Here is a 19,913-nt window from a genome sequence, read left to right as displayed (position 1 = left end):
CCTTTGTGGAGGCAGCGACCTAATCCAGGGAGACGGAACTCTGCCGTCCTCGGATTGCGTCAACGTTGCGCTTCTCGCAGTGGCGGCTCCGGTGGTCGGGGTCGATCGAAAAACGCTTAGCCTTTGAAGCGCGTCGCCTCGAAAGCGGGCACCCGCGCGGCGAATGCGTCGAGCCAGGCGACCAGGGCTGGATGGCCGGTCCGCCAAGCTCCGTCGAAGCGCAGATCGAGATAGCCGAGGGCGCAGGCGAGCGCGATCTCACCTATGCGCGGCCGGTCGTAGACCGGGGGCACGGCCTCGAGCGAGGCGAGCGCGCGGGCCACCTTGCCGGCCTGATTCTCGACCCAGGCGGCATTGCGCATCTCGGCCGTGCGCAGACGAGCCTCATAGACCTGTAGCAAGCCGGCGTCGCAAATGCCGTCGGCGACAGCCTGCAGGCGCAATTGCGCGAAGCGGGCGTCGCCCGCCTGGAACAGCCTGCCGCCGCCAGCGAGATGGTCGAGATACTCGGCGATCACGCGCGAATCGAACAGCGTCGTGCCGTCCTCGAAGACCAGAGTGGGCACCTTGCCGAGGGGATTCTGACGCCGCAGCGATTCCGCGGGGTCGTTGGTGTCGGCCGGCACGATCTCGATCCGGTCTTCCAACCCCAATTCCGCAATCGCGATCTTGATCTTGCGGCCGAAGGGGGAGGTGGGGGGAGGAGCGCAGGATCAGCATCGGTCATGGCCTTCGGCTTGGCGGACGGGAACGCTCAGCCGTCGGGGCTGATCGTTTCACAGCGATAGCGCGGGCTCGGTCCCTGCGCGAGCCGCTCGCATAGGGCGGGCAGCAGAATCTCGGCTTCCTCCGCCAGCAGCCAGGGCGGATTGACGACGAGCATTCCTGTCGCGCTCAGGCCGCCGGCGGCATCGGGCCGGTCGACATCGACCTCGAGCCGGAGCAGGCGGCCGATGCCGGCATCGAGAATCGCGTCGAGCAAGCGATCTACGGCGCGTTCGTCCTTGATCGGGTACCAGAGCGCGTAGATGCCGGTCGGCCATTTGCGGTGCGCGGCGATGAATTCGGCCGCCAGCGTCGCAAACTCGTCCTTCTCCTCGAAGGGCGGGTCGATCAGGACGAGGCCGCGGCGCTCCTTTGGCGGGACATTGGCGCGCAAGGCCGTCCAGCCGTCGATCTCAAGCGTCTTGCAGCGCTCGTCGCGGGCGAGCGCCTGTGCGAGCTTGCGGAAGGTATTCTCGTGCAGCTCCGCCGCGATCAGGCGATCATCCGCTCGCATGGCATGCCGGCAGAGCCAGGGCGAGCCGGGATAGGTCTCGGCACAGTGGCGGGCACGGGCGGCGGCGAGTGCCTCGCGCCAGGGCGTCAACAGGTCCTCGACCTTCGGGGCGAGCGGCGCCTGCTCGAGCCTGGCGACGCCGTCGCGCCATTCATGCGTCTTCAGGGCCTCTTCGGAGCCGAGATCGTAACGGCCTGCGCCGGCATGGGTGTCGATGACACGCCAGGGCTTATCCTTGGCGTTGAGATGCGTGAGGATGCGCATCAGCACGACGTGCTTGAGCACATCGGCGAAATTGCCGGCATGGAAACCGTGGCGGTAGTTCATCCCGGATCAGCGAATCGCGTTGACGCGAAAATCCCGCGCGCGGCAACCGGAGCGGTCGACCTCCTCGCAGGTCCTGAAATTACGTAGGTCCTTGCTGAAGCAGATGCGGACCTCCTCCAGCACGCCGCGTCGACAGGAGACCGACATCATGTCGGTCCGCAGTCCCGGATTGGCGGCGACGAAGGCGCGTTCGAGATCGAGCGCTGTCCAGCTCTGCTCGCTGTCGCCCTTCTGCAAGGCGGATGGGATCACGACCTTGTCGCGGGCCCGGCGCGCATCGGCGAAGTAGTCGGCCGGGCTCGAGCCTGAGCAACTGCCGTGCTTGCGCCATTGGTAGCGGGCGAGACTCTCCGTCGGGAACAGGCCCTCGGCCTGCTCCATGGCGATTCGCGAGGGTGAACGGCCCGACGGGCCGCAATCGCTCGGGAAGCCACGCTCGTATTGTGGCCAGAGGCCATGCACCACGAAGCCGAGATTGGCGCCGGCGGCGCATTGCTCGCGGTTGCGGCCGCGGCCGCCATCGAGTTCGCAGAAGCCCGGCGACCAGGAGAGCGCGAGGACGTAGAAGTCGAAATCGCCCGGCGAGCCGCCGCGCTCATAGCGTCCTTGCGCGAGAGCCGAGCCGGCCAGCGTGCAAGCGGCCAGAAGGCCAAGGGCGACTCGCTTCAGGGACATGGTCTGTCGGATCAGGGCCGCGCCATCTTGCAGTCGGGCGCATAAGCGCGATGGCGGTCGAGGCCGGAGACGCACCAATTGACGTTCCAGGACCAGCCGAACAGCCCGAGGTTCTCGCGGACCGAATAGTCGACCCGGCGCAGCACGCCGTCATTGGTCAGCACGCGCGCGGTGCAGAAACGGCGCGGGATGAAGTCGTCGCCCCAGGGCCGCCAGGCGACGGGCCGGACGCGGTCGAAGCTGATCGCCTGCAACGGTCCCCAGAACTTGGCCTCGCGCGAATTGAACCAGCTGGTGATCTCGCCGAGCACGGCCAGATCCTCGCAGACCGGCAGATTGCCATACATCGGAATGATTCGTTCTTCCGCCCGGTCGGCCGGGTGGACGTAGCGCCCGCCCGCCGCCTGGGCGGAGAGGCCGGCCAGGCACAGCCCGGCGATGAGAGCAGAGAGAAACGAAACGCGGCGCATAGGGGCCTCGCGAGGGGAGTGGATCCGTTGCGGGCACGATGGCCGGGGGGCGGCTACGGTCAAGGCGGATAGGCGGGGCACCACATGTCGAGCGAGGCCTGTGGCTTTTCGATCCGGCCGCGGGCTGCGGCAGATAAAGAAAAAAGGCCGGCGTCCCGAAGGAGCCGGCCTGAAAGTTTGAAACATCCAGCGCAAAAAGCGCCAAACATCTCAGAGGGGAACGGCTGGAACGAACTCAACGCCGGGAGGAGATGCGGAGCCCGTTCCGAACAACCGTGAGTGAAATATCGAGCAGACCCTGCCTTTTTGCAATGCAGCATTGGTCGGGTCGGTTATGCGCTGGCGACATGACTTATTGCTAGAATTCGTCACAATTGCCAGGAGACCGCGCGTGGCACGCATGCGCAGTCGGCGTAAGACACGGTGCTGCCGGATTTTCCGGCAGCACCTGCCTGTCGTTCAATATGTCCAGCGCTGCGACTTCTGGATCAGGAAATCGCGGAAGACCTGCACGCGCGCGACCGATTTCATCTCCTCCGGATAGACCAGATAGCTCTCGAGCTGCGGCATCTCGGTCTCGCGCATCAACTGCACGAGCGGCGAGCCAGCCTCGATCAGATAGTCGGGCAGGATGGCGATGCCGGCGCCCGAATCGACCGCGCGCTTCATCGCCGTGATGTTGTTCACGGTCAGATGGATCGGGCGCGGATTGCGCTGGTCGCGGCCGAGCGTGCCGAGCCAGTGCACCGCCGTCAGATACGACGGCGAGGACGCCCCGAAGGACAGCAGCCGGTGGTTGTCGAGTTCCTCGTAGCTCTTCGGTTCGCCGAAGCGCTTGATGTAGGCCGGCGAGCCGTAGACGTGAAAGTGCACCGTGAAGAGCCGGCGCTGGATCAGGTCGGGCTGTTGCGGCTGGCGCAGGCGAATCGCGATGTCGGCCTCGCGCATCGACAGGTCGAGTTCCTCATCGGTGAGGATCAGCTCGACCTTGATGTCGGGGTAGAGATCGAGGAACTCGGCGAGGCGCGGCGTCAGCCAATGCCCGCCGAGCCCGCGGGTAGCGGTGACCTTGAGCTCGCCGGAGGGATGCTCGCGGGTCTCCGAGAGCTGGGCGCGCGTTCGCTCCAGGCGCTGCGTCATCTCGCGCGCAGCGCGCCAAAGCAATTCACCTTGCTCGGTGAGAATGAGGCCACGTGTGTGCCGATGGAACAGCGGGGCGCGCAATTCGCGCTCCAGTGCACCAATCTGGCGGCTGACTGCCGACTGGCTAAGACCCAGCCCGTCGCCTGCTTTGGTGAAGCTTCCCGATTCAGCGACCGTGTAGAAGATTCGGATGCGGTCCCAATCCACCGCTTTCCCCCTGTTATGCGTTCAGCGCATGATGGGGGGATAGAGTTGTCCGGTCAACGACTCCTTTGCCGGGGCGGTTGATTTTAGCCGTTAATATCGTGCTGAAACTGATCAATTCCAGTGATGGGAGCGGCTTCCCGGTTATTCCGCTGCCTCGCGAATTCCCAGTTCCTGCGCCATTAGCCAGCGCTCGGCGTCGAGCGCCGCCATGCAACCGAGGCCGGCGGCCGTCACGGCCTGACGGTAATGCTCGTCGGTGACGTCTCCGGCGGCGAAGACGCCGGGCACATTGGTCTGGGTCGTACCAGGGGTGACGTCGAGATAGCCCGAATCGCGCATGGCGAGCTGGCCGGCGAAGAGCTCGGTCGCAGGCTTGTGGCCGATGGCGATGAAGACACCGTGCGTTGCAAGATCGCGCAGCGCCCCGCTTTTCAGATCGCGCAGGCGGACATGCGTGACGGAGGGGGGCTGCGTGCCGCCGAGTATTTCGGCAACCTCCGCATTCCAGACCATCTCGATCTTGGGGTGCTTGAACAGGCGTTCCTGCATCACCTTCTCGGCACGCAGCGAATCGCGCCGGTGCACCAGCGTGACCTTGCTGGCGAGATTGGCGAGATAGAGCGCTTCCTCGACCGCGGTATTGCCGCCGCCGACCACGACGACCTCCTTGTTGCGGAAGAAGAAGCCGTCGCAGGTGGCGCACGCCGAGACGCCGAAGCCCTGGAATGCCTGCTCGGAAGGCAGGCCGAGCCATTTCGCCTGCGCGCCGGTCGCGACGATCAGCGAGTCGCAGGAATAGGTGTCGCCGGCGTCGCCCCAGAGCCGGAAGGGGCGCTGCGAGAGATCGACCTTGGCAATATGGTCGGAGACCATCTTCGTGCCCATATGGACGGCCTGCGCCTGCATCTGCTCCATCAGCCAGGGGCCCTGGATCACATCGGCGAAGCCGGGATAGTTCTCGACATCGGTAGTGATCATCAGCTGGCCGCCGGCCTGCAGTCCGGAGATCATCACCGGCTCGAGCATGGCGCGGGCGGCATAGATCGCGGCGGTGTAGCCAGCCGGGCCGGAGCCGATGATCATCACCTTGGCATGGGTATGGGCCATTATCTGGTTCCTGAGCCGGTACGAGCCGGAGATATCGGTATGGGAGTGGCTTCAGTCCAGCCCCGTTGCAGCCTTGTGATGCCGCCAGCCCTCGAGCACGGCCGCAGCGATCGTTCCGGTCGAATCTAGCGGCTCGTAGCGGGAGCCTTCAAGCTTGCCCTGGAAGTGATGCACAGCGCCGTGGCGTTTCAGTGCCTCCAGGAACTTCGCCAGCTTGCCGTGGCCGCCATGCGGCTCGAACACCAGGATGGGCGCGCCGGTGGCGGCCGCCTCGCCGATCATGTTGGTCGAATCGGCGGTCGCGACGATGGCGTCGGCATTGGCGAGCAGTGGCACATAGGGATTGTCGCCGCTGCCATCCCACCACCAGCCGCCATGGCGGCGGAAGACCTCGGCGATGGCGGCGTCGAGCGCCGGCGGGGTCCGGCGCGAGCGCGAGCCCATCAAGGCGACGCCGGAGGCGGCGAGTGTGTCGAGCTCGCGCGCGAAGCGTTCGATATCGTCCGGCCGGAAGCGGTGGTGGCGGCTGTCGCCGCCGACGAGCACGGCCGCGCGAGGCGACGGCAGGGCAGCGAGCTCGGGTGGTGGCGCGGCGCGGGCAGTAGCGAGGGCTTCCGGCGCGAGCCGATGAGGCGAGGTGATCGTCACAAGCACGTTCTCGCCGCGCAGGCGGTCATGCTCGGAGACCCAGATCAGGTCGGCAGCGTCGGGGCCGATGCGCGGGTCTTTCAGGAAGACGGTGAAGGTCGCGCCGTTCGAGGCCTTCTTGACGGCGCGGAGATAGGCGACGGCGCGCCGGCCCGAGGCAATGGCGATGTCGGGGAAGGGTGGGCGGATCGGGCTGCCGGGCCGGTCCGGGGCCTCGCGCGGATCGATCGGCCCGCGCGGCATCAGCCAGCTCCAAGGCCGGCCGGGATTGATCCGGCGAAGCTCGGGAGCGACACCCAGGCGCTCGGCGACGCCGAGGCATTGCACCTCGTCGCCGGCCTTGCCGTCGGTCAGCACCCAGAGGGAAGGCGTCGATTCTGGCGGCACGGTCGGCTGGCCCGGGTTTGACGTGGTCGACGCCTTGTATCGCGTCAGCGGCCCGTCTACACCAGCGCGTTCCATTTTCAGGAGGATTTGTGCGCGCCAAACTCGACGAGATCGATCTCCGTATCCTGACGGAGCTGCAGAGCGACGGGCGCATGACCAATGTCGAGCTCTCGAGCCGGGTCGGCATCTCGCCGCCGCCCTGCCTGAGGCGCGTGCGTGCGCTGGAGGAGGCGGGCGTCATCACCGGTTATCGGGCGCTGCTCGACGAGCGAAAGCTCGGCATCGAGGTGGTGTGCTTCGCCTTCGTCCATCTCGCCAGCCAGGCCGAGGCCGATCTCGCCATCTTTCAGCAGCGGATCCGCGAATGGTCGCTGGTGCGCGAATGCTGGACGCTGTCGGGCGACATCGACTTCATCCTGAAATGCGTCGCGACCGATCTGAAGGCCTTCCAGGATTTCGTCGCCGACCTGACGGCGCTGCCGAATGTGCGCAATGTCCGCACGGCGCTGGCGCTCGACCGGGTCAAGGACGAGCCGATCGCGCCGCTTTAGGACGCTCGTTCAGCCACCGACCGCGCGCCTGATCCATTGGGCGTTGCTTGCAACGAGCGCCTCGACCCGGCGCTGGTTGACGTCCGGGCGGTACCACGCCCCGCCGGAGCTCGGAGCCATGATGGCGAGGATCGGGTAGCGGGCGATCTCGCGGCCATCTGAACCGATAAGCACGGCCTCGCTTTCCAGCGTGTCATTGCCGAGCGTCGCCGCCGCGCCACCGGCATAGCTCGTCAGATAAAGGCCGGTGACCGTGACCTGCAGGATCGCGCCGCGTCTGCTGTCGGTCGTGCGAAGGCTGGCGAGCTCGCGCTCCAGCATCGGCTTGATCAGTGCCGCGGTGGCGCTCTGGCCTTTGGCCGCCAGGGGCGCAGTGTCGACGCGAATCGTCTGGATTGCGACAGGTGGAGCGGTTTGAGACGTCGTCCGGCAACCTGCCAGCAACGTAGCGGCTAGGCCTGTCAGGACGATCCGGCGTGCGAGGAGCATGGCGTCAAGCGCCGAGATAGCGCTTGATCCACTGGGCGTTGTTCTCGAGCAGGGCCGTGACGCGGTATTGATCGACATCGGGCCGGTACCAGGCGCCGCCGGAGGAGGAGAGCAGCATCGAGCGGATATCGCGGCTGAAGAGCACGCGGCCGCGGTCGATCACCTCGGCGACGCTGTCCATATTGTCGTTGTCGCCGCCATCGCCGGCGCCGCCGGTGCCGGCCGAGCTGGCGAGCCAAAGGCCTTGCAGCGTGACATGAAGCGTGGGGCCGCCGCGCTGGCGCAACGGTGCGAGCTGGCGTGCGAGTTCCTGCTCCATGGCGCGCGCGATCCGGGGGCGTTTTCGCCCCAGCCCTGCGGGCCAAGGCGTCGCGCATCGACGCGGATCCCGCCGATGGCGATGCCTTGCGCCCGGGCCGGAAGCGAAGCGAGCCCGCCGGCGGCAAGCACGGCGGACCCGGTGAGAAATGCGCGGCGCGTGGTCATGGGTGGTCTCCGGCGGCAGTCAGGCCCTCAATGTAGGGACTGCCGCCGGTCTGGCCAAGCGGTGCCGTCAGCGGAAGGCGACGCTGACGACCTCATAGGACTTGCCGCCGCCAGGCGTGTTGACGTGGACGGAATCGCCGACCTTCTTGCCGATCAAAGCGCGCGCGATCGGCGAGCCGATCGAGACCTTGCCGGACTTCACGTCCGATTCCGGCTCGCCGACGATCTGGTAGAGCTTCTCTTCCTCGGTGTCGTCGTCGATCAGCTTGACGGTGGCGCCAAACTTGATCGTGTCGCCGCCGAGCTTGCTGACATCGATGATGTCGGCGCGGCCGATCAGCGATTCGAGCTCCATGACGCGGCCCTCGTTCAGCGACTGGGCTTCCTTGGCGGCATGATACTCGGCATTCTCCGAGAGGTCGCCCAGCGCGCGCGCTTCGGAGATCGCCTGGATGATGCGCGGGCGCTCGACCTGCTGACGCTGCTTCAATTCGACCTCGAGGGCGGCGAAGCCACCCGCCGTCATAGGAACCTTTTCCATCGTCCCGTCCCAGTTATAAAAAACGAATACGCGCGCCGGCAATGGCCGACGCGCCCGCATCGCTCCGATCGTCAGAAAACTATTTCGCCGCGCGGCCGATCAGGCGGCGCGGCCGAAATAGGATTGCAGCGACCTCACTTCGAGATCGCCGCTGCTATAGGCCTTGATGCCCTCCGCGGCGGCGATCGCTCCGGCCAAGGTGGTATAATAGGGCACCTTGTGCAAGAGGGCCGCGCGGCGCAGCGAGCGCGAGTCCGCGAGAGCCTGCGGGCCGTCCGTGGTGTTGAAGACGAGCTGGATCTCGCCGTTCTTGATGGCGTCGACAACGTGCGGTCGGCCTTCCAGCACCTTGTTGATCTTGCTGGCGCGGATGCCGTGCTCCTGCAACAGGCGCAGGGTGCCGCCGGTGGCGACGATCTGGAAGCCGAGCTCGGCCAGCATCGCCATCGCGGGCAGGATGCGCGGCTTGTCCTCGTCACGGACCGAGACGAAGACCGTGCCCTTGACCGGCACCTTCGAGCCGGCGCCGAGCTGGCTCTTGGCGAACGCGACGTCAAAGGACCGGTCGAGGCCGATGACCTCGCCGGTCGAGCGCATCTCCGGGCCGAGCAGCACGTCGACGCCGGGGAAGCGGGCGAAGGGGAACACCGCCTCCTTCACGCCGACATGCTCGAGCTTCTCCTGTTTCAGGTTGAAGCTTGCGAGCTTCTCGCCCGCCATCAGCCGCGCCGCGATCTTGGCGATCGGCTGACCGATGACCTTGGCGACGAAAGGCACGGTACGCGATGCCCGCGGATTGACTTCGAGCACGTAGATGTCGCCGTCCTTGATCGCATATTGGACGTTCATCAGCCCGCCGACATCGAGGGCGAGCGCCATCGCCTTGCTCTGGCGTTCCAGCTCGGCGATCAGCTCGGGCGAGAGTGAGCGCGGCGGCAGCGAGCAGGCCGAATCGCCGGAGTGGATGCCGGCTTCCTCGATATGCTCCATGATCCCGGCGATGAAGGCGTCCTTGCCATCGCAGAGGCAGTCGACGTCGACCTCGATCGCGTCCGACAGATATCGGTCGAACAGCAGCGGGTTCTTGCCGAGGACGGTGTTGATCTGCCCGGTCTTGTCGTTCGGGTACTTGGCCTTGACCTCCGAGGGGATCAGCGAGGGCAGCGTGCCGAGCAGGTAGTCCTCGAACATCACCTCGTCGCGGATGATCGCCATGGCGCGGCCGCCGAGGACGTAGGACGGGCGCACCACGAAGGGCAGGCCGAGCTCGGCCGCGATCATGCGCGACTGCTCGACCGAATAGGCGATGCCGTTCTTCGGCTGCTTGAGATGCAACTTGTCGAGCAGGCGCTTGAAGCGGTCGCGATCCTCGGCGAGGTCGATCGCGTCGGGTGTGGTGCCGAGGATCGGGATACCGGCCTGCTCCAGCGCATGCGCCAGCTTCAGCGGCGTCTGGCCACCGAACTGGACGATGACGCCGTGCAGCGTGCCGTTCTGCTTCTCGGTCTCGAGGATCTCAAGCACATCCTCGGCGGTCAGCGGCTCGAAATAGAGCCGGTCCGAAGTGTCGTAGTCGGTCGACACCGTCTCGGGATTGCAGTTGACCATGATGGTCTCGTAGCCGGCGTCGCGCAGGGCGTAGCAGGCATGGCAGCAGCAATAGTCGAACTCGATGCCCTGGCCGATGCGGTTGGGGCCGCCGCCGAGGATGACGACCTTCTTGGCGGAGGAGGGCTGTGCCTCGTCGGCCGGCGCGCCGGCGAAGGGCATGGCGTAGGTCGAATACATATAGGCCGTGGGCGAGGCGAACTCGGCGGCGCAGGTGTCGATGCGCTTGAATACCGGACGCACCTTCAGCGAGCGGCGGAGCGTGCGGACCTCGTCCTCGGTCTTGCCGGCGACGGCGGCGAGGCGCTTGTCCGAGAAGCCCATCGCTTTGAGCTGGCGGAAGGCGATCGGCGTCTGCGGCAAGCCGTGGGCGCGGATCTTTTCCTCGGTCTCGACGATGCCGCGCATCTGTTCGAGGAACCAGGGGTCGATCTTGCAGCTCTCATGGATCTGCTCGTCGGTGAAGCCGGCGCGCATCGCCTGGGCGACCTGCAGGATGCGGTCCGGAGTCGGGGTCGAGAGCGCCGCCTTGATCGCGTTCTTGTCGTCGCCATGGCCGACGCCCTCGATCTCGATCTCGTCGAGCCCATCGAGCCCGGTCTCGAGCGAGCGCAGCGCCTTCTGCAGCGATTCCTGGAAGGTGCGGCCGATCGCCATGGCCTCGCCGACCGACTTCATCGCGGTGGTCAGCGTCGGTTCGGCGCCCGGGAATTTCTCGAAGGCGAAGCGCGGGATCTTGGTGACGACATAATCGATCGTCGGCTCGAACGAGGCCGGTGTCGCGCCGCCGGTGATGTCGTTCTCGATCTCGTCGAGCGTGTAGCCGACCGCGAGCCGCGCTGCGACCTTGGCGATCGGGAAGCCGGTGGCTTTGGACGCCAGGGCGGACGACCTCGACACACGCGGGTTCATCTCGATGACGATCATCCGGCCGCTCTCGGGATCGACCGCGAACTGGACGTTGGAGCCGCCGGTCTCGACGCCGATCTCGCGCAGCACCGCCAGCGAGGCGTCGCGCATGATCTGGTATTCCTTGTCGGTCAGCGTCAGCGCCGGAGCGACGGTGATCGAATCGCCGGTGTGGACGCCCATCGGGTCGATGTTCTCGATCGAGCAGACGATGATGCAGTTGTCCGCCTTATCGCGGACGACCTCCATCTCGTACTCCTTCCAGCCGAGCACGCTCTCCTCGATCAGCACTTCGCTTGTCGGCGAGGCGTCCATGCCGCGCTCGACGATGTCGATGAACTCGCCCTTGTTGTAGGCGATGCCGCCACCGGTGCCGCCCATGGTGAAGGACGGGCGGATGATAGCCGGCAGGCCGATATCCTCCAGCGCGTCGAGCGCGGCGCCGAGCGTCTTGACGTGGTGCGAGCGCGGGGTTGAGAGGCCGATCTTGGTCATCGCCTCGCGGAAGCGCTCGCGGTCCTCGGCCTTGTCGATCGCGTCGGCGGTGGCGCCGATCATCTCGACGTCGAATGTCTCCAGCACGCCCATCTTCTGCAGCGAGAGCGCGCAGTTGAGTGCGGTCTGGCCGCCCATGGTCGGCAGCAGCGCGAAGCCGCCGGGCAGGACGTTGCGCTCCTTTTCGATGATCTTGGCGACGATCTCCGGCGTGATCGGCTCGACATAGGTCGAATCGGCCAGGTCCGGATCGGTCATGATCGTCGCCGGGTTCGAGTTGACCAGGACGATGCGGTAGCCCTCGGCCTTCAGCGTCTTGCAGGCCTGGGTGCCCGAATAGTCGAACTCGCAGGCCTGGCCGATGATGATGGGGCCGGCGCCGATGATCAGGATCGTCTTGATGTCTGTGCGCTTGGGCATGGTCTCGACCGGTTCCGTGCGGGCGCGCACGGCCCCTCCGTTCGAAAGGAGCGGAAGCCAGCGAGCGCCAAAGATGAATGCTAGGCGCTCGCTATAGACGTGGGAGGCGGCGGGGGGAAGCGGAAAGCGCTTCTTCCTGTCATGCGCGCACAGGTGGCGAGTTTCTCCCTTTGCGCAGTTGAGCGTTGCCATGCGGGGTATAGCATCGGCCGCTGCGATGGCGTCGAGCCGGTTCGCGTCGGATTCCGGCCACGCCCTCCCCAACCAGAGGAGCCTGGCCATGCGTCAATCCGATCCGCAAAAGCTCGATGCCTTGGTGGGACGTCTCGTCGGAGATGTCGGAGCCTGCGTCACGGGCTCCCTCATCGTGCTCGGCGACCAGCTCGGCCTCTACCGGGCCATGGCCGATGGCGAGTCCGTCACGGCGGCGGAACTCGCCGGCAGGACCGGCTTGAAGGAGCGCTATGTCCGCGAATGGCTCTCGGCTCAGGCCGCTGCCGAGTACGTCCAGTATGACGAGGGGAGCGACAGTTTCAGCCTGTCGCCGGAGCAGGCCATGGCCTTCGCCGAAGAGGGCAGCCCGGCCTTCTTCGCCGGCGCCTTCGAGATCGTCCAATCCATGTGGGTCGACGAGCCCAAGGTCGAGGAGGCCTTCAGGACCGGCGCCGGGCTCGGCTGGCACGAGCACAGCAACTGCCTGTTCCGCGGCACCGAGCGCTTCTTCCGGCCGGGCTACAACACCAACCTCGTGAACAGCTGGATTCCGGCGCTCGACGGCGTCAAGGCCAAGCTCGAGGCGGGAGCCGTGGTCGCCGATGTCGGCTGCGGCCATGGCGCCTCGACCATCCTGATGGCGCAGGCCTATCCGAAATCGCGCTTCTATGCCTTCGATTACCACGGCCCCTCGATCGAGAAGGGTAGGGAGGCGGCGGAGAAGGCCGGCGTCGGCGATCGCATCGTCTTCGAACGGGCCAGCGCCAAGGACTTCCCGGCCGCGAGTTACGATCTCGTCGCCATGTTCGATTGCCTGCACGACATGGGGGACCCGGTCGGAGCCGGCCGCCATGTCAGGGAGACGCTGGCCGAGGACGGCACCTGGATGATCGTCGAGCCCTTCGCCCACGACAATCTCAAGCAGAACATCAACCCGGTCGGCCGGATCTTCTACGGCGCGTCGACGATGATCTGTACGCCGGCCTCGATGGCGCAGGAGGTCGGATTGGGACTCGGGGCCCAGGCCGGAGAGTTCCGTTTGCGCAAGGTTGCGCTCGACGCCGGCTTCTCCCGCTTCCGCCGCGCGACCGAGACGCCGTTCAACATGGTGTTCGAGGTGAGGGCCTGAGTTCGGCACACGCCGCGTGGTCGCTCAAGCCTGGGTAATGATACTGCTAATGCAAACTAGTTGCAATTATAATGGAGAAATGGCCAAGCGAGAAGGTTGAAGGAGTACGAGACATGCGAGCGACTGCTTTGGTCACGGCGCCCCCTTTGGCTCCGCTCTGCGAAGTGCGTTCGATCCTGAAGGGCGCCGGCTTGCGGCCGACCCGCCAGCGCCTCGCGCTCGGGCGCGCGCTCTCCGGGTCCAGAAAAGTATCCTGACGAAAAGTCGTATCAAGTTTCCGTGTGGCTCGTGTCCCCTTGCGGAACCAAATCAGATTTTCCTTAGTTGACGGCCGTGAGCTTGATGCAATTCATCATGTTATCGCGCGCATTGGCCAAGATGTGCGGCAATTATTTCGCCTGCGACTGAACGGCCGGGGGGCTCGTTTCCCAGTATCGTCACCACGATGCTCCAAGCCCGAAAGACGCCACCATGAACAGACGCTCCGTTTTGACCGGCATCGCATTCGCCGGAACTCTCCATGCGACCCTCGCACGGTCCCAAAGCCGCGGCGCGGCCATGCCCGCGATGGCGGCGACGAATCTGGCGGAGGTGAAGACCGCCGCGCAGTATTACGCCGGCGTGATCGGCCGAGCCGAGATGTCGCTGGCCACCTCCGCCATGGCCGTCGAGATGACGACGAACAAGAACGCGCTCGAATTCGCCGGCTTCGAACTCGGCGAGGCCGTCGGGGTCAACATGGTCCTCAAGGACATCGGCACGACAGCGCCCAAGATGGACGCCGCCGGCATGGCCGTGATCGAGACGATGAAGGCTGCCGCCAAAGGCGCTTCCTTCGACCGCGAATACATCGCCTTCCAGCTGACGAATCATGAGCAGCTGCGCGATCTTGCCGACGCCTATCTCCACAATTCCGCCGGCGCGAGCGATCCGGCCGAGAAGCAGGGCCGCCATCTCGGCGCGCTGATGCTCGGCGCGTTCAAGGAGCATGTCGCGATGTGCAAGCGCATCGCCGGCGAACTCAGAGCCTGAGTTCTCGGATTCATGCCGCGCGACAGCCGAGGGTTTCGCGCGGCCTTTCAGATCGAGCACCGGCGCACGCCGGACCCCTCCTGCAATGACAGAAAGATCATCATGAAAACCGTAATTCGCTCTTCTGCGCTGGCGGCCCGTCTTTTAGCCGGTGTCGCGCTGTTTGCCGCGCCCGTCGCGTTCGCGCAGGCGCCAGCACCCGCGAGGATGGCCGCCAATGCGCTGGCGGAAGCGCCCGATAGCGGCACGATGAAGCGCGCCGACAAGGAGGACATGGTCCTCGTTTTGAAAAAGCTTCACGAACTTGGCGCAAAGCCGATCGAGTCGCGCAGCGTCGACGAAGCCCGCGCCCAACCGACCCCGGCCGACGCAGTCAAGGCCGTCTTGAAGGACCAGGGCAAGGACCCGATGGCGCTGATGGCGGCGATGAAGGTCGCCAAGAAGGATATGACCTATCCAATCGCCGGCGGCACGCAACCGATCCGGATCTACACGCCGGACGGCGCGGGCGCCGGCCCGCTGCCGGTCGTGGTCTATTATCACGGCGGCGGCTGGGTCATCGCCGACATCGACACCTATGAAGCCTCGGCCATGGCACTCGCCAAGAAGACCGGTGCGATCGTCGCCAGCGTCGAATACCGCCACGCGCCGGAGCACAAATTCCCGGCCGCGCATGAGGATTCGTTCGCGGCCTACAAATGGGTGCTGGCGAACGCAGGGCAATTCGGCGGCGATCCAGCGCGTGTCGCGCTTGCGGGCGAAAGCGCCGGCGGCAACCTCGCGGCCAATGTCGCCATCATGGCGCGCGATCAGAATCTGCAGAAGCCGCTGCACATGCTGCTGGTCTATCCTGTTGCCGGCACCGATATGACGACGCCGTCCTATGTGGCGAACCAGAACGCCATGCCGCTATCCAAGGGCGCGATGGGCTGGTTCATCGATAAGGTTCTGGCGAAGCCCGAGGACGCCAAGAGCCCGATGCTGAACCTGACCACCATGGCCGACCTCAAGGGCCTGCCTTCAGCGACCATCATCACCGCCGAGATCGATCCGCTGATGTCGGACGGTGTGCTGCTGGCCGAGAAGCTCAAGGCCGCCGGCGTCCAGACCAGCTACCAGAACAGCGAAGGCGTGACGCATGAGTTCTTCGGAATGGATGCGGTGCTCGACGACGCCAGGCGGGCTCAGGACTTTGCTGCGAAAGGCCTGAAGCAGGCTTTCGCAGCGCCCGTGCCGACGCGCTGAGACGTTGCATCGGAGCCGAGCCGCCATCGCCAGACGGCGCTCAGCCGGGCTTGCACCCAGGCTGAAAGCTCGGTTCGCTCGTGACGAGAACGCCTCAGCGCACCGGCGGGGCGATCGCGATTTCGCTGACACGGGCTGCATCACGCATGGCCGCCTTGCGCCGCCGCGTCGCGATCAGCAGCAAAGCGAGCGCGCCGAGCTCGCAGGCTGCTCCGACGAAGCCGAGCTGCCAGGAGGCGCCATGGCGCAGCACCTGCTGGCCGAGTGCGGCACCCGCGGCGATGCCGACATAAAGCGCCGAGGCATTGAGTGAGAGCGCGACCACGACGGCATCCGGGGCCATCGCAGCGAGGCGCGACATCTGCGAGGGATGTCCGGCCCAGCCGGCGCCGCTCCAGATCATCAGGATCACCGGCAGGACGAAGATCGCGACCGCTGGCGGCAAGGTCACCGCGACGAGCGAGGCGGCGGCCAGCGAGGCTGCGAGCAGGGTCAGCACGAAGGTCAGCGTCGGCACGGGGCCGAAGCGGTCGCTGGCCTGGCCGCCGAGCTGGTTGCCGAGCGCCGAGCCGATGCCGGTGATGACCAGCGTCGCGCTCAGCCAATGGCCGGAGATGCCGGCATGGGCCGAGAGGAAGGGCGCAACATAGGTATAGAGGGTGAAGGCGCCGGTGGTCCAAAGCGCGGTGGTGCCGAGCGCCAGCAGGACGTCGCCGCGGCGCGCGACCTGCAGCCGCTCGGCCAGCGTATTGGCGCCGCGCGGCAGTCCGGCTGGCATCTTGAAGAGCAGGCCGGCGAGCGCGAGCGCGCCGAACAGCGCCACAACCAGGAAGGGGAAGTGCCAGCCCAGCGTGGCGACGGCGGTGCCGAGTGGGACGCCGAGAATCAGCGAGACGGTCATGCCACCGGTGACGAGCGCGATGGCGCGAGCCCGGCGCTCGGGCGGCACCAGCGCGACCGCGACGGCGTTCGCTGCCGGCATGAACACGCCGGAAGCGAGCGCCATGACGATGCGCGCCAGCATCAGCGAGGAGAAATCGCTGGTGAACGCGGCGACGAGATTGGCGAGCGTGAAGACCGTGAGCGAGCCGACGAGCACGAGCTTGCGGTCGAGATTGCCGAACAGCGTCGAGAGCACTGGCGAGCCGATGGCGTAGGCGATGGCGAAGATCGAGATCAGCAGGCCGGCGGTGTCGACGCTGACGCCGAAGGCGGCAGCGAGATTGGGCAGGATGCCGGTGATGACGAGGCTGCCGGTGCCGATGGCGAAGGCGCCGCCGGCCAGCAGGAGGAGACGGATATCCATGGCAGAGGGCTCCGTGGGGAGTTGCCGACAATTTCAATGATCGTTGAATCATGATCGTCGGGCGACCATGAGTCAATCTTAATTTCAAGGATCGTTGAAACTTGTCAGGAGCCGCCGCGTCAATTAAGTCGGAGAGGTCATGAAGCAGCAGCTCTTCCATCCGGAGATCGAGGACGTCCTGCCGGCCGACGTGTTCGCGGCGCTGGGCGATCCGATCCGGCTCGGCATCCTGGTCTCGCTCGCCGATTGCGACGAGGTCGACAAGGCGCGCTGCGGCGCCTTCACCGAGCTCGCCTCGCCCTCGCTGCTCTCCTACCATTTTGCCAAATTGCGCGAGGCGGGGATCACGCGGTCGCGGGCTGAAGGGACGGTGCGCTATCTCAGCATCCGCCGCGAGGAATTCGACCGGCGTTTCCCAGGCCTGCTCGACACCGTGATCGAGACGGCGCGGCGCGATCCTTCGGTACCGCGCGCCAAGCTGATAGTCTGATCAGCCGCAGCACGGACAGCCCGGCCCGAACACCGCCCGGCTGCCGAGCGCCGCGAGCCTTCCGCGCCAGCCTGGGACATGCTCCTTGATGCGCGCCATCGTCCTATCGCGGTCGAGGCGGGTCGGGCGGCCATGCTCGACCACGATCGCCCCGTCGACGATGCTCGTCACCACGTCGCTCGCTTTGGCGTAATAGACCAGCGCGGCGTAGTCGCCGTAATAGGGCTGGAGGTGCGGGCGGTCGATGTCGATCATGATCAGGTCGGCCTTCTTGCCCGGTTCGAGCGAGCCGATCTCGTCCTCAAGGCCCATGACGCGGGCGGCGCCGATCGTGTGCAGTTCCAGCGCCTGGACGCAGGAAAGGGCGGTCGGGCTGGCGAGGCGCAGGCGCATGGCGTTGAGGGCGTTGCGCATGCCCTCGAACGGGTCGTTCAGCATCCAGTCGGTGGCGAAACCGGTCGGGATGCCGCGCGCCATGATCTCCTCCAGGGGCGGATAGCGGCCGCGGCGCGGATAGATCGTCGGGCAATGGGCATAAGCCGCGCCGCTCTCTTGGACGGCGTCGAGATCGCCCGCCCCGGCGAAGACGAGATGGGCGAGCACGACGTCGGGGCCAAGCATGCCGACATCTCTAAGGAACTCGACCGGGCCGCAGCCATGGGCCGCCTTGATCTGCTCGACCTCGGCGACGCTCTGGGCGGCGTGGATATGCATGCCGATACCGAGCCGGTTCGCCTCTGCGCGGGCAGCTTTCAGCAGGTCTGCCGAGCAGGTGTCGGTCGCGTGCGTGCCGATGCGCGCGGTGATGCGGCCATCGGCGACGCCATGCCAGCGCTCGGCGAAGGCGACACCATCGCGCAAACGCGCCTCGCCGATGTCTGGATGATGCGTGTAGTCGCCGCGCCAGAGCTCGTGCAGGCGGACGTCGAAGACCTTGTGGGCGATCTGGGCGCGTAGGCCGCAGGCTTCGACCGTCTGCGCGAGCCGGTGCGGCGCGTACCAAATGTCGTTGATGGTGGTGATGCCGGCCTGGAGCATGTCGGCGCAGCCGGCCTCGGCCAGCAGCGCCCACTCGTCCTCGCTGATGTCCTTTTCCATCCGGAAGGCGACTTCGAGCAGCGCCGCCTTGGCGGCGTGGTCGTCGGTCTGGCTGCGGAAGACCAGCGATGCCGCGTGCGAATGGCAGTTGACGAAGCCGGGCAGCACGGCCCGCCCGGAGCCGTCCAGCGTGCGGGCAGGGGCCCAATATCCGTCCGGCTGGCGTGGGCCGGCATGGAGGATGCGCCCACCCGCGATCGCGACCTCGCCATCCGGGATCACCGGCAGGCCGGGGCTGACCGGGTAGAGAAACTCGGCGCGGACCAGCAGGTCGATCTCGATCATGGCGGCCCTTCCATCGGCATCTGGAGGGCAGCTTAGGGCTCGGACTGTGGAAGGCCAGCGACCTGCCCGCACGGCAGCCTTGCGTCCGCGATTTGCTCTCGCTATGAAATGTTACAACATAACAATATAGGAATCCGAGATGGACGCCCGCCTTCCCGTCACCGTGCTCTCCGGCTTTCTCGGCGCCGGCAAGACGACGCTGCTGAACCACGTCCTCAACAACCGCGAGGGCCGCAAGGTCGCGGTCATCGTCAACGACATGAGCGAGGTCAACATCGACGCCGATCTGGTGCGATCAGGCGGCGGCGATCTCTCGCGCACCGACGAAAAGCTGGTCGAGATGAGCAATGGCTGCATCTGCTGCACCTTGCGCGATGATCTCTTGGCCGAGGTCAGCCGGCTCGCGCGCGACGGCCGCTTCGACTACCTCCTGATCGAGGGCACCGGCATCGCCGAGCCGCTGCCGATCGCGGCGACCTTCGAATTCCGCGACGAGGACGGTTTTTCGCTCTCCGACCTCGCCCGGCTCGACACCATGGTGACGGTGGTCGATGCGGTGAACCTGCTCAGGGATTACGGCTCGCGCGACTTCCTGCGCGAGCGGGGCGAGACCGCCGGCGAGGGCGACGAGCGCACTCTGGTCGATCTCCTGGTCGAGCAGATCGAGTTCGCCGACGTCGTCGTGCTCAACAAGGTCGGCGATGCCGGGCCGGAGGCGACGGCGCAGGCCAGGCTGGTGATCCGGGCGCTCAATCCTGATGCACGCCTGATCGAGGCCGATTTCGGCCGCGTGCCGCTGGACGCGATCCTCGATACCGGCCTGTTCGACCATGAGAAGGCGCAGGAGCATCCGCTCTGGCACAAGGAGCTCTACGGCTTCAAAGACCATGTGCCGGAGACCGAGGAATACGGCATCGCCTCCTTCGTCTACCGGGCGCGCCGGCCCTTCCACCCAGAAAAATTCAACGCTTTCCTTGCGAAGAGCTGGCCCGGGCTGATCCGGGCCAAGGGCCATTTCTGGCTGGCGACGCGGCCCGAATGGGTCGGCGAGATGTCGCTTGCCGGCGCGATCTGCCGCACCGAGGCGATGGGGTTCTGGTGGGCTGCGGTGCCGCGCCCGCGCTGGCCCGACCACCCGGAATGGAAGGCGATCCTGAATCGGCACTGGCACTCGGTCTGGGGTGATCGCCGGCAGGAGCTGGTCTTCATCGGCTCGGGGATGAACGAGCGCGCCATCCGCGCCGGGCTCGATGCCTGCCTGCTCGGCGAGACGCCGACCATCGCCTTCAAGCCCGAGCGCTATCGCGACCTGCCCGACCCGTTCCCGGCCTGGCGCCGTGCCGATGCCGCCTGAAACCTCATCCGATCCGTTC

19 protein-coding genes are annotated in these 19,913 nt (G+C 66.3%); 6 read left to right on the top strand and 13 right to left on the bottom strand.

The features are described 5' to 3' along the window. Positions 1-116: 116 nt before the first annotated feature. The 7 genes from QO058_RS06640 to QO058_RS06610 form a co-directional block, all read right to left on the bottom strand. On the bottom strand, positions 117-647 hold the full coding sequence (locus QO058_RS06640; RefSeq protein ID WP_347976011.1) for a glutathione S-transferase family protein: 531 nt from the start codon (positions 645-647) through the stop codon (positions 117-119). Positions 648-754: 107 nt separating this feature from the next. Further along, positions 755-1,606 (bottom strand): 23S rRNA (adenine(2030)-N(6))-methyltransferase RlmJ, encoded by an 852-nt coding sequence (locus QO058_RS06635; protein ID WP_284171213.1) that lies wholly within the window; start codon positions 1,604-1,606, stop codon positions 755-757. Between the two features lie 6 nt (positions 1,607-1,612). Then, positions 1,613-2,281, bottom strand: a complete 669-nt coding sequence (locus QO058_RS06630; protein WP_284171212.1) for a ribonuclease T2 family protein — start codon at positions 2,279-2,281, stop codon at positions 1,613-1,615. Between the two features lie 11 nt (positions 2,282-2,292). Next, entirely contained in the window at positions 2,293-2,751 is a 459-nt protein-coding gene (locus tag QO058_RS06625; protein ID WP_284171210.1) for a hypothetical protein, read from the bottom strand. A 459-nt stretch (positions 2,752-3,210) separates the two neighbouring features. Beyond that, positions 3,211-4,101, bottom strand: a complete 891-nt coding sequence (locus QO058_RS06620) for a LysR family transcriptional regulator (protein WP_284171209.1) — start codon at positions 4,099-4,101, stop codon at positions 3,211-3,213. Positions 4,102-4,242: 141 nt separating this feature from the next. Further along, on the bottom strand, positions 4,243-5,208 hold the full coding sequence (gene trxB / locus QO058_RS06615) for a thioredoxin-disulfide reductase (protein WP_284171207.1): 966 nt from the start codon (positions 5,206-5,208) through the stop codon (positions 4,243-4,245). Between the two features lie 51 nt (positions 5,209-5,259). Continuing rightward, positions 5,260-6,243 (bottom strand): mitochondrial fission ELM1 family protein, encoded by a 984-nt coding sequence (locus QO058_RS06610; RefSeq protein WP_284171206.1) that lies wholly within the window; start codon positions 6,241-6,243, stop codon positions 5,260-5,262. Positions 6,244-6,332: 89 nt separating this feature from the next. On the opposite strand from QO058_RS06610, the gene QO058_RS06605 reads away from it, so the two are divergent. After that, the gene (locus QO058_RS06605) at positions 6,333-6,794 is read left to right on the top strand and encodes an Lrp/AsnC family transcriptional regulator (RefSeq protein WP_284171204.1); all 462 of its coding nucleotides are present in this window, start codon (positions 6,333-6,335) and stop codon (positions 6,792-6,794) included. Between the two features lie 9 nt (positions 6,795-6,803). On the opposite strand, the gene QO058_RS06600 is transcribed toward QO058_RS06605, so the two are convergent. The 4 genes from QO058_RS06600 to carB all read right to left on the bottom strand — a co-directional run bounded on the left by QO058_RS06600 (position 6,804) and on the right by carB (position 11,742). Then, complete coding sequence (locus tag QO058_RS06600) at positions 6,804-7,283, bottom strand: hypothetical protein (RefSeq protein WP_284171203.1); 480 nt, start codon at positions 7,281-7,283, stop codon at positions 6,804-6,806. A 4-nt stretch (positions 7,284-7,287) separates the two neighbouring features. Beyond that, on the bottom strand, positions 7,288-7,602 hold the full coding sequence (locus QO058_RS06595; RefSeq protein ID WP_284171201.1) for a hypothetical protein: 315 nt from the start codon (positions 7,600-7,602) through the stop codon (positions 7,288-7,290). A 234-nt stretch (positions 7,603-7,836) separates the two neighbouring features. Beyond that, positions 7,837-8,310 carry a transcription elongation factor GreA gene (gene greA, locus QO058_RS06590; RefSeq protein WP_284171199.1) on the bottom strand — a complete coding sequence of 158 codons (474 nt, stop codon included), beginning with the start codon at positions 8,308-8,310 and terminating at the stop codon, positions 7,837-7,839. 99 nt (positions 8,311-8,409) lie between these two features. Next, positions 8,410-11,742: a carbamoyl-phosphate synthase large subunit gene (gene carB / locus QO058_RS06585; RefSeq protein ID WP_284172827.1), complete on the bottom strand. Its 3,333-nt coding sequence runs from the start codon at positions 11,740-11,742 to the stop codon at positions 8,410-8,412. A 280-nt stretch (positions 11,743-12,022) separates the two neighbouring features. On the opposite strand from carB, the gene QO058_RS06580 reads away from it, so the two are divergent. The 3 genes from QO058_RS06580 to QO058_RS06570 all read left to right on the top strand — a co-directional run bounded on the left by QO058_RS06580 (position 12,023) and on the right by QO058_RS06570 (position 15,361). Next, on the top strand, positions 12,023-13,084 hold the full coding sequence (locus QO058_RS06580; protein WP_284171197.1) for a class I SAM-dependent methyltransferase: 1,062 nt from the start codon (positions 12,023-12,025) through the stop codon (positions 13,082-13,084). Between the two features lie 471 nt (positions 13,085-13,555). Then, positions 13,556-14,116, top strand: coding sequence for a DUF305 domain-containing protein (locus tag QO058_RS06575; protein WP_284171195.1), 561 nt, complete (start codon positions 13,556-13,558; stop codon positions 14,114-14,116). 102 nt (positions 14,117-14,218) lie between these two features. Further along, a complete protein-coding gene (locus QO058_RS06570) occupies positions 14,219-15,361 on the top strand; it encodes an alpha/beta hydrolase fold domain-containing protein (RefSeq protein ID WP_284171194.1) in 1,143 nt (380 codons plus the stop codon). A gap of 94 nt (positions 15,362-15,455) precedes the next feature. Here QO058_RS06570 and QO058_RS06565 read toward each other — a convergent pair whose 3' ends face one another. Next, on the bottom strand, positions 15,456-16,667 hold the full coding sequence (locus QO058_RS06565; RefSeq protein ID WP_284171192.1) for an MFS transporter: 1,212 nt from the start codon (positions 16,665-16,667) through the stop codon (positions 15,456-15,458). A 139-nt stretch (positions 16,668-16,806) separates the two neighbouring features. Between QO058_RS06565 and QO058_RS06560 the strand changes: the two genes are divergently transcribed. Further along, complete coding sequence (locus QO058_RS06560; protein ID WP_284171190.1) at positions 16,807-17,157, top strand: ArsR/SmtB family transcription factor; 351 nt, start codon at positions 16,807-16,809, stop codon at positions 17,155-17,157. On the opposite strand, the gene QO058_RS06555 is transcribed toward QO058_RS06560, so the two are convergent. Beyond that, positions 17,158-18,540: an amidohydrolase family protein gene (locus tag QO058_RS06555; RefSeq protein WP_284171188.1), complete on the bottom strand. Its 1,383-nt coding sequence runs from the start codon at positions 18,538-18,540 to the stop codon at positions 17,158-17,160. It lies immediately after the preceding gene. 139 nt (positions 18,541-18,679) lie between these two features. Between QO058_RS06555 and zigA the strand changes: the two genes are divergently transcribed. Next, a complete protein-coding gene (zigA, locus tag QO058_RS06550) occupies positions 18,680-19,894 on the top strand; it encodes a zinc metallochaperone GTPase ZigA (protein WP_284171187.1) in 1,215 nt (404 codons plus the stop codon). Positions 19,895-19,913 lie beyond the last annotated feature (19 nt).

Origin of the sequence: Bosea vestrisii, from assembly GCF_030144325.1 — a bacterium.
In the GTDB taxonomy this organism is placed as follows: domain Bacteria; phylum Pseudomonadota; class Alphaproteobacteria; order Rhizobiales; family Beijerinckiaceae; genus Allobosea; species Allobosea vestrisii_A.
Note: the sequence above shows the minus strand (reverse complement) of the source record. Positions and strands in the feature narration are given on the sequence as shown.

What these genes read in the sequence shown, in the direction of transcription:
- QO058_RS06560 (WP_284171190.1), top strand. Translation starts at nt 16,807, where the DNA reads ATGAAGCAGCAGCTCTTCCATCCGGAGATCGAGGACGTCCTGCCGGCC.
- QO058_RS06580 (WP_284171197.1), top strand. Translation starts at nt 12,023, where the DNA reads ATGCGTCAATCCGATCCGCAAAAGCTCGATGCCTTGGTGGGACGTCTC.
- QO058_RS06595 (WP_284171201.1), bottom strand. Translation starts at nt 7,602, where the DNA reads ATGGAGCAGGAACTCGCACGCCAGCTCGCACCGTTGCGCCAGCGCGGC.
- QO058_RS06625 (WP_284171210.1), bottom strand. Translation starts at nt 2,751, where the DNA reads ATGCGCCGCGTTTCGTTTCTCTCTGCTCTCATCGCCGGGCTGTGCCTG.
- QO058_RS06635 (WP_284171213.1), bottom strand. Translation starts at nt 1,606, where the DNA reads ATGAACTACCGCCACGGTTTCCATGCCGGCAATTTCGCCGATGTGCTC.
- QO058_RS06570 (WP_284171194.1), top strand. Translation starts at nt 14,219, where the DNA reads ATGAAAACCGTAATTCGCTCTTCTGCGCTGGCGGCCCGTCTTTTAGCC.
- QO058_RS06575 (WP_284171195.1), top strand. Translation starts at nt 13,556, where the DNA reads ATGAACAGACGCTCCGTTTTGACCGGCATCGCATTCGCCGGAACTCTC.
- QO058_RS06555 (WP_284171188.1), bottom strand. Translation starts at nt 18,540, where the DNA reads ATGATCGAGATCGACCTGCTGGTCCGCGCCGAGTTTCTCTACCCGGTC.
- zigA (WP_284171187.1), top strand. Translation starts at nt 18,680, where the DNA reads ATGGACGCCCGCCTTCCCGTCACCGTGCTCTCCGGCTTTCTCGGCGCC.
- trxB (WP_284171207.1), bottom strand. Translation starts at nt 5,208, where the DNA reads ATGGCCCATACCCATGCCAAGGTGATGATCATCGGCTCCGGCCCGGCT.
- QO058_RS06600 (WP_284171203.1), bottom strand. Translation starts at nt 7,283, where the DNA reads ATGCTCCTCGCACGCCGGATCGTCCTGACAGGCCTAGCCGCTACGTTG.
- greA (WP_284171199.1), bottom strand. Translation starts at nt 8,310, where the DNA reads ATGGAAAAGGTTCCTATGACGGCGGGTGGCTTCGCCGCCCTCGAGGTC.
- QO058_RS06565 (WP_284171192.1), bottom strand. Translation starts at nt 16,667, where the DNA reads ATGGATATCCGTCTCCTCCTGCTGGCCGGCGGCGCCTTCGCCATCGGC.
- QO058_RS06630 (WP_284171212.1), bottom strand. Translation starts at nt 2,281, where the DNA reads ATGTCCCTGAAGCGAGTCGCCCTTGGCCTTCTGGCCGCTTGCACGCTG.
- carB (WP_284172827.1), bottom strand. Translation starts at nt 11,742, where the DNA reads ATGCCCAAGCGCACAGACATCAAGACGATCCTGATCATCGGCGCCGGC.